The sequence below is a fragment of the Brevibacillus sp. FW306-2-1A-C05A genome, assembly GCF_058781555.1.
Window position 1 is genome coordinate 1 of the sequence record NZ_JBYSWV010000083.1, and the last position, 11,142, is coordinate 11,142.

An 11,142-nucleotide genomic window follows, 5' to 3' on the forward strand; every position below is an offset into this window, starting at 1 on the left:
GGAGTGTAAACCAGCCATATAAAAAAGTGAAAAACTACGCTAGAGGAAGATCAAGCACGTTTAATGGTGAAGAGCTATAAAATTGCATAAATAGAAAAAACAGGAAATGTAATACGAGAAAAAAGGAAATACGTAGCAGGATTTGTTTGGCAGGATGGACCATTTGGCAGCGGTTAAGCCAAGTGATGCCCCTGGCATAAACAAACTCCGCTGCCACACCAAGACGGACGGGAAGAAGATGGCTGTTATCCTTCTACATGGATGACAGCCATCTCTTCTTGTTGCCCGTTTTTATTAACAACCTGATTAGACGAGCTTTCAGGCTTGGGAGCAGTCGCTAACGCCATCATGGGGCGTTCGTTCCACCCCCTTCCCCTCCCGCTGCCAATACTCCATCCCCCGAGCATCTCCTTGACGGCAAAGCCCAGTTCGGCAAGCTTGGCGCACGCTTTCGCTGCACCGTTGCAGGCCGGGCCCCAGCAGTAGACGACGAGCAGCTTGGAACGGTCCAGGAAAGCGGTCGTCTCTGCTGAGATCAGCGGGTGGGGCAGCGAAAAGGCGCCAGAAACGTGGCACTCTCGATACGCCTTTTCGCTGCGGGCGTCGAGAATGACAAAATCGGCTACGCCGTTTTGCAGGTCGTGCGCAACGTTGGACACATCTGTTTCCAGAGCGAGCTTGGCGAGAAAATGACGCTGCGCTTGCGCCAGGGGAGCGGCTGGGGTTTGCAATACGCTTGAGATTCGCATGGACATGTGACATCCTCCTTGGCTTGAGATGATCTCAACTTCAACTTCGACTTCAGCTTAGCATTGATCGAATCATCACCATTATCTATACTATTCCATAAACATCATCATCCATTTCTATAGATGAACAGGAGGGAGCCGCCATGGAGCTGGTGTATCTGCATACGTTTCGCGAGGTGGCCAGATGGGGCAGCTTTACCAGGGCGGCAGAGGAGCTTGGCTATGCGCAGCCGACGGTGACCGCCCAGATGCAAAAACTGGAGCAGTCGTACGGGGTGCCGCTGTTCGAGCGCTATGGGCGCAAACTGCGGCTGACCCAGGCTGGAGAAGCACTTTTGCCGTATGCGAGGGAAATGATTCGGCTATATGGGGAATCTAAGGAGGTCGTGAACCGCCAGGAGAGCGGTCCGCTGACGATTGGCACGATTGACACGCTGGCGGCTTTCTTTTTGCCGCCGTATTTGCAGAGCTTTCGCGAGCATTATCCCAAAGTGGATCTCGTGTTGCGCACGGCCGGCGAGGAAGCGATTTTGCAGCAGCTTCACGAAGGATATCTGGACCTCGGGATCATTTTTGATCGCCGCTGTACCGACAAAGAGCTTGTCGCCGAGACCATTGCCCAGGAGGAACTTGTGATCGTCATGCCTCCCGAGCATCGGCTGGCGGGCTTGCCTACGCTCACCGCCCGCGATCTGGAAAACGAATCGTTCATTCTCACCGAGGAAGGCTGCACGTACCGGGGCATGCTGATTGACGTGCTGAACGAAGAAGGCATTGCTCATCGGGTCGCGTGCCAGTTCAGCAACCCGGAAGCGATCAAGCAGTGCGTGCGCTGCGGGTTGGGAGTAGCGCTCTTGCCGTCCATGGCTGTGCGCAGAGAGCAGGCGGAGGGGGTGCTTGCTGCCGTGCCTTTTCAAAACGACAAGCCTCCGTTTTTCATCCAGTTGGTCTACCACCAAAAGAAGTGGCTGTCCCCGTCGATGCAGTTTCTTGTAGAAAAATGGACGTCAAAAAGAGCGAAGAGAGAGGAATCGTGAGCAGGATGCAGGTTGATTTATCGCCATTTGTTGCTGTCACTTGCGAAGAGTCGGTCGTGCCAAACGTCGCGCTCTACACGGTCAGCTATTACAGCGACGGCTTGTTGGTCAAGGCGGCTTTGGCTGTACCGGAGAGCTTTTTGACCGACGGGGCCAGACTCCCGGCGCTGCTCTACTGCCGCGGCGGGATCAGAGGGATTGGTCGGGTCAGGCCGGAGCGGATCAGCCAGATGGCGGCCTTTGGCTACGTGATCCTCGCCCCGCACTATCGGGGAAACGAAGGCGGGGAGGGGCGCGACGAGTTTGGCGGAGCCGATCGGCAGGACGTGTTTGCGGCTTACGAGCTACTTTGCAAGCTGAACATCGTCGACGCACGCCGGATCAGCGCGTACGGCTTTTCCCGGGGCGGGGTCATGGCGTTGTTTGCGGCGATGGAGTGCAAAGGCTTGCTGGCGACGGTCGTCTGGGGCGGCGTCAGCGACATGGTGTTGACGTACGAGGAGCGGGTGGACATGCGGAGAATGCTGCGCAGGCTGATCGGGCACCCGCGCAAGCAGGAGGAAGCGTACCGCTACCGCACGCCGCTGCATCGGGCGGCAGAGATCGCTTGCCCGGTGCTTATCATCCACGGCACAGAGGATGAAAACGTGAGCGTGGAGCATGCCCACAGGCTGGCAGAGGCGCTCAGGCAGGCCGGTGTCCGCCACGAAAAATGGCTGGCGGAAGGGGCCAGCCATCTGTTTGTCGGAGACGAGATGGAGTTGTACACGCGCAAAATGTTCGCCTGGCTGGATGAACGCGGCCAGGAGCGGGCCGTTTCCGCGCAGGCTGCGACCTGATCGCCCTAGTCGTCCTTCGGCGTGAGCGGCAAAGTAATCGTAATCTCCGTCCCTTGTCCGGGCTTGCTTTTCACTTGCAGCTCGCCGCCGTGGTTTTCGACCATGCGGCGCGAGATCGGCAAGCCAAGTCCGGTTCCGTCTTCTTTCAGCGAGAAGAACGGGTCAAAAATCCGCACGAGATACTCCGGAGGAATCCCTTCTCCCGTATCTTTCACTTTTATATGCACCGCTTTTTCGTCCAGGTGGCTTTCGATCGCAAGAAGGCCGCCTTCTTTCATGGCCTCGATGCTGTTTTTCATCAGGTTCAGCAAAATTTGCTTGAGCTGCTCGACATCGACATGCAGGCGAATATTGGGCGCACAGCGGTCCACGATCTCGATGCCGTGCAGCATGGCCTCGGCGTTCATCAACGGGAGAATCGAGTGGATGACGCTCGCGAGATTGACCTCGCGATAGTCCGGCTTCGACGGCTTGGAGAGCATCAACAGCTCGGTGACGATCCGGTTGACGCGCTCGATTTCCTGCAAAATGAGCGGGAGATAGTAACGGTCCCGCTCCTGATCGGACAGGCGCTGCTCCAGCAACTGGATAAAGCCGTAGATGACCGTCAGCGGATTGCGGATTTCATGCGCGGCTCCGGCTGCCAACTGTCCGACCATGGCGAGTTTTTCCGACTGGTTCAAGTATTCTTGAATCTGCTCCTGTTCGGTAATATCGAGAAAAGCGACCATCCAGCCCGACTCCTGATCGTGCTGGTGATTGTGCAGCGGCACGTACGAGACAAGCGCGATAAAAGGCGTATCATCCTTCTTGTACAGCGTCATTTTGCGATTGACGAACCAGGGGGAGTCCTGACTGTCGGTTGAGGCGGCAAAAGAAGCATCCTTGCACATCGGGTAGCCTGCCTCATCGACCTTGACGAGATCGTTTGCCAGCTTGTTGACGTGAATGCCAGCCCCGGCGTGCGGGTGGGTAATGATCCCGACAGGCAACGAGTTGAGAATTTGCTCGCGAATATTTTTTTCTTCCGTCAAAATTTGCCGTTGCATCGCGTCCTGGGCAAACAAGTTGGCGATGTTGCTCGACATCTTGTTGAACTCGTGGGCCAGCTCGCGGAATTCGTCCTGGTGGGTGTACACGATTTGCTGCCCGAACGTCCCTTTGGACACTTCGCGAGCTTGCTGCATCAACGACTCGATGGGGCGAAGCAGCTCGTTGCGGAAGTAAAACGTGCAGAAAAAGCCGAACAAAATCGCCGCGACCGAAACGGTGTAGGTGAGAATGAGCGATACGCGAATGCTTTCGTTCGTGTGCTGAAACTCTTTGTTCGTCTTGTACTCCAGTTGGTTGAGCGAGAAGGACAAGTCTCGCTCCAACTGGTCGATCAAAGGCTGGACTTCCTGGCTGAGCACATAGCTGACCGCGGGCACGTTGTTTGCCTTGAGCAGCGGATTGATTTTGTTCAAAAAAAGAAAATCCAGCCTGGAAATCGATTCGATGATGGAGAACAAGCCGCTGTTTTCCTCTGTTTTCGTCAGCGAGGCAAAGCGGGCGGTGTCGATCAGATTGGTGTAATACTGGTCGAGATACGACTCGTCGCGGGTCAAGGTGTACATGTTCAGGGCGTACGTCTTGGTGTAAATCTGGTTTTTGACCTCCAACAGTGCGCTCGTTTGCGGCAAGACGTTTTGCGTCAGGTGCACTTCATCGGAGGTTACCTTTGTCATCTGGTAGCTGAACAGGCTGGTGACACATCCGATCAAAAGCATCATGACGAGATAGCTGAGCATGATTTTTTTCTGAAATCCAAGATTGCTGAACAGGGACATGCAAATTAACCTCCAAATGAGCCACGGGAAGAAGTGAGACGCTGCAATTCCCGTTCAATATCTTCACGAATTTCCGGGGGCACCATCGGGCCGAACGGGCTGAAATGGTTCACGCCTTCGGCCAGGCCGTACACGACTTTGCCGCTCGGAAGCCGGCCTGCCATGTACTGCTCCAAAATAATCCGGTAGCACTGGCGCACGTCCTGCACCAGCGAGGCGAGAACGTAGTCCGGCGCAATGTAGCGCTGGTCCGCGATGTAGCCGATGGTGTACACCTTGGCCCGCTGCGCTTCGGTAATGACGGCGAGGTTGAAGCTGTCGCCGGTCGTGTAGATGACATCGACGCCGCGGGCGATCATCTCGCGTGTCTTCTGCACCGCATTTTCTATGTCATTAAAATCTGACACTTTTCCGATCACGACCTCCGTTTTCGGGGAAACCTTTTTTACCCCTTCGCGAAAGCCCTCGGCCTGGGCAAGTTCCGGCGGCTTGTCCACCAAAATATAGCCGACTTTGCGGGCGCGGGACATTTTCGCTGCGAGCATGCCGACGAGCTGGCCAGCGGGCTTCATGTCGTAGCGAATCGTCGTCTGGTTGGGATGCGGGGCTTCCCCGTTAAAAGAAACAAAGCGGGTATGCGGATATTGCAGCGCCACGCGGGTAAACGGTTCGGAAAAAATCACGCCGTGTCCAAGGATGAGATCGTAGTCATTGGCGGCGTATTTTTGCGCCACGTTCATAATTTGCTCCGGCTTTAAATTGTTCGCGATTTCCAGGGAAAAGCCGAATCTTTTTTGCATTTCCGTGATGCTTTCCATCGCGCTGCTGTTCCAGCCCTGGTCGTAGGTAGGACCTTCCAGCAGCAAGGCCACACGCAATATGTCAGAAGAAGGCCCGCGTTCATTCATGACCTCTTCCAAATGCTTCATACTGGTGATGAACTGGCTGGTAATGAGCAGAAGCAGCCCGACAACCAAAGCGGTGAACAGGGCAAAAAAAGGCTTCAGCTTGAGCATGGATAAATTCTCCTCCAAAGGAAACAGGCGTAGATTCAAGTAATCGGCAAAGAAGTGCACCCCTATTATATCGGAAAAGTGCCGCGATGAAAAAAAGAGGAAATGATGGAGGCAGGTGGAGCTGCATGGAAAAAACGGATCAGGACACGCTAAGGAGGAAAAATACGCAGCAAAAGCGATAAAAAAGGGAGGCGTCTGTCATGGAAAAAGAGATCGTGGAAATCCCGCAAACCGATATACCGGATGAAGTGAGACAGGTCGATTTGCCGGAAATAGGCGAGACGACCCCGCACCCGAAGCCGGAGAGTCCGCTTGCTTCGGGCGCGGGCGAGCAGTCGGTTGGCGAGCGCGGTACAGGCGATGCTACAGGGCCAATCGGCTTTCTTCCATAGGGGAGTGTGCTGCAAACGTTTGTTTCGACAAAAGAAGTCATTTTCTCTCGTGGACAAGGCTTGCGATTTCTGCAAAAGTAATAGGTAGAATGCGAGCAAGATGTGAGGGGATAGGACACCATGGCCCGATTGCTGATTGTAGATGACGCAGCCTTCACGAGAAGGATGCTGACGGATATGCTAGGCGAGCAGCACGAAATTTGCGGAGAGGCGAGCAATGGCTTGGAAGCGATTGAAAAATACAAGGAATTGAAGCCGGACATCGTGACGATGGACATCACGATGCCGCACATGCACGGGATTGAAGCCATGCGCAAAATACTGGATTACGATCGGGATGCCAAGGTGTTGATTTGCTCGGCAGTCGGCCATCGACAAAAGGTGCTGGAGGCGATGAAGACGGGGGCGAGCGACTTCGTCATCAAGCCTTTTCAAAAAGAGCAAATTCTCGATGCGATTTCACGCTTGCTGTAAGCGAACAGGAAACAGCCGCCAAAGCGATGTGCTCTGGCGGCTGTTTGCGTGCAATTTTTGACGCGTTACAAGGAAACTTCCGTGCCGATTCCGGCGGCTTTGGCCCGTTCGTACACCGTCTTGGCTACCGCTGTATCGAGATAGGCGATTCCTACCGACTTGTACAACGTAATTTCCTCTTCGGTTTCCCTGCCCGGCTTTGCGCCGATCAAAATTTCGCCCAATTCCGCATGCAATTGCGCGAAGCTCCATTCGTTTTGCTCAATCGGAATGAGCAGATCGCCTGCCTCGTGCTCGGCGCCTTCCAGCGTGTCGACGACGACCTTGCTTTTTTGCACCGTGGCAGCGTCCACCTCGCGCATGTGCGGGAGAAACGCGCCAATGGCATTGATATGGGTGCCAGGGCGCAGGCTCGCGGCGGCAAACAGCGGCTCGGTCGCTTTGGTGCTGCAGATGACGATCTGTGCCTGCGCGACCGCTTCGTCGGCATTGTCCACGACCGTCAGCTCTCCTTGCCAATCCGGATAGAGCGCCCGCAGGCTCGCTTTCATTTCGTCCGCTTTTGCCCGAGTGCGGTTGTAGAGGAAAATGCGCCGCAGCGGGCGAACCTCCATGACCGCCTGAATCTGGCCGATGGACTGGGCCCCGCAGCCAAGCACTGCGCAAGTGTCGGCATCTTCTTTTGCCAAGTATTTGGTGGCGACGCCGCTGCTTGCCCCTGTGCGCATGACGGTCAAAAGGCTCGCGTCCATCATCGCGACATGCTGTCCGGTTTTGGCTTCGGTCAGCAGGATGACGCTCTGCAGCGACTTGATGTTGTGCTTGTGGTTCTCCGGGAAAATACTGATGACTTTCACCGCCACATAGTCGTCGCCAGCCAGGTAGGAAGGCATGTACAGGCTGGTGGCGCCGTACTTCGGATGGTCAATCGCGGTCCGCACAGGCGTGGTGACCTCTCCTTGCATATGGGCGCGAAAGACGTGCTCCACGTCCTCCAGGCAATCTTTCATCGTGTAGATTTGTTCAATATTTTCGCGGCTCAAGACCAACATGTTGCTCATCCTTTCCATCAGGATTTGTCAAAATCCAAATCCTTCGTTTCCTTCGTTGCGAAGATGGCAACGAGTGAGATCATTCCGCAAAGCACAATGTACAGGGCGACAGGAACCCACGAGTTAAAAGAGCTGAGCAGCGCAGTCGCGATCAGCGGCGCAGTGCCGCCAGCCAGGGCTGCACCGAGCTGATACCCCACAGTTACCCCAGTATAGCGCACATTCGTGCTGAAAATCTCGGAGAAAAGCGTACCGAGCACGGCCGTCACCGGAGCCCAGAGAATGCCCAGACCGATGACCGTGGCGACTGTCAGCCACAGCGCAGACTTCGTGGACAGCATGTAAAAGTAAGGGAAGGCAAAGAGCATCATCGCAATCGTACCGCCGATGTACAGCGGCTTCCGGCCGATTTTGTCCGAGAGCTTGCCCATGAACGGAATCGCAATCGTCGTGACCAGCGTGGCGATAGTGACGGCATTGAGCGCGGTAATCCGGTCGTACTCCAAGTAATTCGTCGCGTAGGCGATGACAAACGTGGAGAAAATGTAGAACGGCCCCGTCTCCACGACTTTTGCCCCGACCGCAATCAGCACGGACTTCCAATGGTAGCGGAACGTATCGACAATCGGCACCTTGGCGATGTTGCCACTGGCTTTCGCCGTCTGGAACGCCGGCGTTTCGTCAATGCCATTGCGAATCCACAATCCCACGAAAACGAGCGCAGCACTCAAAATGAACGGGACACGCCAGCCCCAGGACAAAAACTGTTCCTCGGGAAGCGCACTCATCAAGGAAATCGCCAAAGTGCCGAGCAGCATGCCAATCGTTACGCCCATTTGCGGGATGCTGCCGAAAAAGCCGCGACGGCCTTTGCCGGAATACTCAACCGCGAGCAAGAGCGCGCCGCCCCACTCCCCGCCGATCCCCAAGCCCTGGACCAGACGCATGAGCACGAGCAAGATCGGAGCCCAGACGCCGATGGAGTCGTAATCAGGCAGCAAGCCGATCAGCACGGTCGCGCTGCCCATGAGCGAGAGCGTCAGCACCAGCGTCTTCTTGCGGCCGATCTTGTCACCGATGTGGCTGAAAATGACCCCGCCAAGCGGACGGATGAAAAAAGGAAGACCAAACGACAAATAAGAGAGCAGTAAGCCTACAGTTGGATCGGTAGAAGGGAAAAACAGCTTGTTGAAGACGAGAGACGCCATCGTGCCATAAAGAAAAAAGTCGAACCATTCAATCGAGCTGCCAATCAGACTGGCGAACAGCGCCTTGTTTTGAACTTGCCTGGAAACTCCCGCTTGTGGTTGAAGTGCCATCAGTTTTCAGATCCTCCCTTGGTGTGTAGGATGATGTTAGTTGTAAAGTGGGTGCGTGGCGCAGCAGACCACCTGCCTTTCCGGATTTTTGCACAAGTAAGGAAAAGGGAAGCTGGCGACACCGAATTGAAGTGATACTTCAATTTATAGTTGAAGTGACACTTCAATTTTCGGGCGTAAAAAAAGCGAAAGCGATTTTTGTCTGATAATAGTAAAGATTATAAAAGATAATAATATTTGCCGCAAGAGCGTTTTGCACCTTTTCTGCACACACGGTATGATAAACCTATCCTGCAAAATTCAATTCGAGGTAGAGCGGATGAAACCTACTATTGGCGTCTTGATTAAGTCGTTGCGGCTTGGCAAGAAAAAGACCCTGAAGCAAATATCGGAAAAAACCGAACTGTCGATAAGCTTTTTGTCCCAGGTGGAACGGGGGAAGTCCTCGATTACGCTGGAGTCGCTGAAAAAAATTTCGGAGGCGCTGGAGGTCAGCCCGAGCTATTTCTTTTCGGAGAAGCCCGCGAACAGGACTGACCGTGTGCGCCGGGGCGGCAACAAGCCGGCTGCGCCAAGCGACTTCCCGTTTGTGTACGAGGACTTGTCCGGCGATCTGGCGACTCGTCTGCTGGAGCCGATCCTCGTCACCTTGCAGCCGCATGAGGACAACGGAACGCCTTTTGTGCATAAAGGACAGGAGTTCATCTACGTGCTGGAGGGCGTGCTGACGCTGCTTTTGGGCGAGGAGGAGCACGACTTGTACCCGGGAGACAGCATCCACATGGAGTCCTCCACGCCGCACAACTGGCTGAACCGCACCGGAGAGGTCGTCCGTTTTTTGTGCGTCAATTCGGTTTCGGAAAAAGAGCAGTAGAAAAATGGTCAACCTATGCGGCGATCGCTTCCCGGTATTGTGCAGGGGAGCGGTCGCCGAGTTTTTTGCGGGGACGTTCGTTGGGGGAGTCGATGTATTCGCCAATGGGTTTGCGTGCCGTGCGTGCCGCAGTTTTGCTGTCAGGTTTCTCAAGGTAAAGCTGAACAGGGGAGTTCCTGGTCTGAATGGAGAATAGCGTCTGCGGACTTCAGGTGTTTTATATATGACAGGAGGTCGTACATTTGGCGAGCAAACTAAACAAGCTGATTTATATAGGAATCCTTTTATGCCTTTCCACATTAATCGCCTGCTCGGTTACTCCCCCAACAGAAAATGTCACGGAAGCAATTAGCCTTCCTAAAATCATAATGAACACGGAAAACATTGGGTGGTCGGTTGTTCAGGAGTCACTCTTATGGACAACGGACGGAGGCGTCCATTGGAAAGTAGCAAGTCCAACGGATGTAAAAGTTTCAGAAGGGCAGTATTTTATCTTGGACGATAAGCAAGCGTGGATTGCATCAGATCATGAATCAACGGTAACGATCCATCATACTAGGGATGGAGGAAAAACGTGGAAAACGATGGGGGAGATAAAAACCAAAGGAATTTTTCCGCGGATTTTCTTCACAGACGAGAAAAGCGGTTGGATGATGGTATCGATTAAAAGGGCCATGAATGCGGATTCTGTCCAAATTCTGCAAACGACAGATGGTGGTGGAAAATGGAGAACGGTTGCAGAATCGGAATCAACCGAAACAGGAAATGTCCCCGTAGAGGGAAATAAGACGGGCATTTCCTTCCGCGATAGGTCTACTGGCTGGATTCGTTCTGTCCAATTGGTGCAGGAATTACCCTGGCTTTCTCATACGAAAGACGGGGGACTTTCGTGGAAGAAGCAGTACCTAACTGTTCCCAAACTAGAGGAACCTGCCCCCTTTACTTTTGATTCGCCAAAGTTTTTCTCCGAGAAAGAAGGAATCCTCGTATTCCACAGTGAATGTGAGCGCCAACAGTGTACCTATTTCTTCCAAACAACAAATGGCGGAGATAGTTGGGTCCATCATACAGTATTAAAATACAACAACCCGAATTTTTACATGAATTACGATTTTGTATCCATCCATACTGGTTGGACTACGGACGGGGAAAACTTGTATCACACGAATGATTATGCAATGAGTTGGAAAATGCTGGTCAAGAACAGAGAAGTCGACAAAACCGTTGCGGATAGCGACCGGATTGTCTCGATTGATTTTGTTACGGATCAAGTAGGATGGATCGTCATTTCCAGTCAAGTGGCGCCAAATCAATTATTCAAGACAACAGACGGCGGCCATACTTGGCGGATCGTCCACCCACGTCTCGTCGATCGTCATTAGATTGTTTTATGCGCAGTATCCGCATGGCTCATTGTTATGCGGCCCCCTCCAGTTGCTCCAAAACAAGGAAAAGGCATGCCTGAGTCTTGCCATGAGGGGAGATTACAGATTTTCCGAACGAGAAAGCCCGCTACGGTGCGATAGCACCCCCTTTAGGGGCGGGATGAGAGTGAGGTCAA

The 11,142-nt window shown here is 53.8% G+C and carries 11 protein-coding genes; 6 read left to right on the forward strand and 5 right to left on the reverse strand.

Features of this window, described 5'->3' with window-relative positions; translation table 11 throughout:
* Positions 1–245: 245 nt before the first annotated feature.
* Entirely contained in the window at positions 246–755 is a 510-nt protein-coding gene (locus AC3WJN_RS24940) for a rhodanese-like domain-containing protein (protein WP_007786331.1), read from the reverse strand.
* A gap of 137 nt (positions 756–892) precedes the next feature.
* Here AC3WJN_RS24940 and AC3WJN_RS24945 point away from each other — a divergent pair, with 137 nt between their 5' ends.
* Positions 893–1,786, forward strand: a complete 894-nt coding sequence (locus AC3WJN_RS24945; RefSeq protein WP_005835846.1) for a LysR family transcriptional regulator — start codon at positions 893–895, stop codon at positions 1,784–1,786.
* A 5-nt stretch (positions 1,787–1,791) separates the two neighbouring features.
* On the forward strand, positions 1,792–2,625 hold the full coding sequence (locus AC3WJN_RS24950; RefSeq protein WP_327953924.1) for an alpha/beta hydrolase family protein: 834 nt from the start codon (positions 1,792–1,794) through the stop codon (positions 2,623–2,625).
* A gap of 5 nt (positions 2,626–2,630) precedes the next feature.
* Here AC3WJN_RS24950 and AC3WJN_RS24955 read toward each other — a convergent pair whose 3' ends face one another.
* Together AC3WJN_RS24955 and AC3WJN_RS24960 are read right to left on the reverse strand one after the other, a co-directional pair.
* Positions 2,631–4,454 carry an ATP-binding protein gene (locus AC3WJN_RS24955; RefSeq protein ID WP_327953923.1) on the reverse strand — a complete coding sequence of 608 codons (1,824 nt, stop codon included), beginning with the start codon at positions 4,452–4,454 and terminating at the stop codon, positions 2,631–2,633.
* A gap of 5 nt (positions 4,455–4,459) precedes the next feature.
* On the reverse strand, positions 4,460–5,470 hold the full coding sequence (locus AC3WJN_RS24960) for a BMP family ABC transporter substrate-binding protein (RefSeq protein ID WP_007786339.1): 1,011 nt from the start codon (positions 5,468–5,470) through the stop codon (positions 4,460–4,462).
* Between the two features lie 200 nt (positions 5,471–5,670).
* Between AC3WJN_RS24960 and AC3WJN_RS24965 the strand changes: the two genes are divergently transcribed.
* The gene (locus AC3WJN_RS24965; protein WP_005835851.1) at positions 5,671–5,862 is read left to right on the forward strand and encodes a hypothetical protein; all 192 of its coding nucleotides are present in this window, start codon (positions 5,671–5,673) and stop codon (positions 5,860–5,862) included.
* A 120-nt stretch (positions 5,863–5,982) separates the two neighbouring features.
* The gene (locus AC3WJN_RS24970) at positions 5,983–6,336 is read left to right on the forward strand and encodes a response regulator (protein WP_005835853.1); all 354 of its coding nucleotides are present in this window, start codon (positions 5,983–5,985) and stop codon (positions 6,334–6,336) included.
* A gap of 65 nt (positions 6,337–6,401) precedes the next feature.
* On the opposite strand, the gene AC3WJN_RS24975 is transcribed toward AC3WJN_RS24970, so the two are convergent.
* Positions 6,402–7,388, reverse strand: coding sequence for an ornithine cyclodeaminase family protein (locus AC3WJN_RS24975; protein WP_007786343.1), 987 nt, complete (start codon positions 7,386–7,388; stop codon positions 6,402–6,404).
* 17 nt (positions 7,389–7,405) lie between these two features.
* Positions 7,406–8,707, reverse strand: coding sequence for an MFS transporter (locus AC3WJN_RS24980; RefSeq protein ID WP_005835856.1), 1,302 nt, complete (start codon positions 8,705–8,707; stop codon positions 7,406–7,408).
* Between the two features lie 319 nt (positions 8,708–9,026).
* Between AC3WJN_RS24980 and AC3WJN_RS24985 the strand changes: the two genes are divergently transcribed.
* Together AC3WJN_RS24985 and AC3WJN_RS24990 are read left to right on the forward strand one after the other, a co-directional pair.
* Positions 9,027–9,581: a helix-turn-helix domain-containing protein gene (locus tag AC3WJN_RS24985; protein ID WP_005835858.1), complete on the forward strand. Its 555-nt coding sequence runs from the start codon at positions 9,027–9,029 to the stop codon at positions 9,579–9,581.
* 242 nt (positions 9,582–9,823) lie between these two features.
* Positions 9,824–10,963, forward strand: coding sequence for a WD40/YVTN/BNR-like repeat-containing protein (locus AC3WJN_RS24990; protein WP_007786346.1), 1,140 nt, complete (start codon positions 9,824–9,826; stop codon positions 10,961–10,963).
* Positions 10,964–11,142 lie beyond the last annotated feature (179 nt).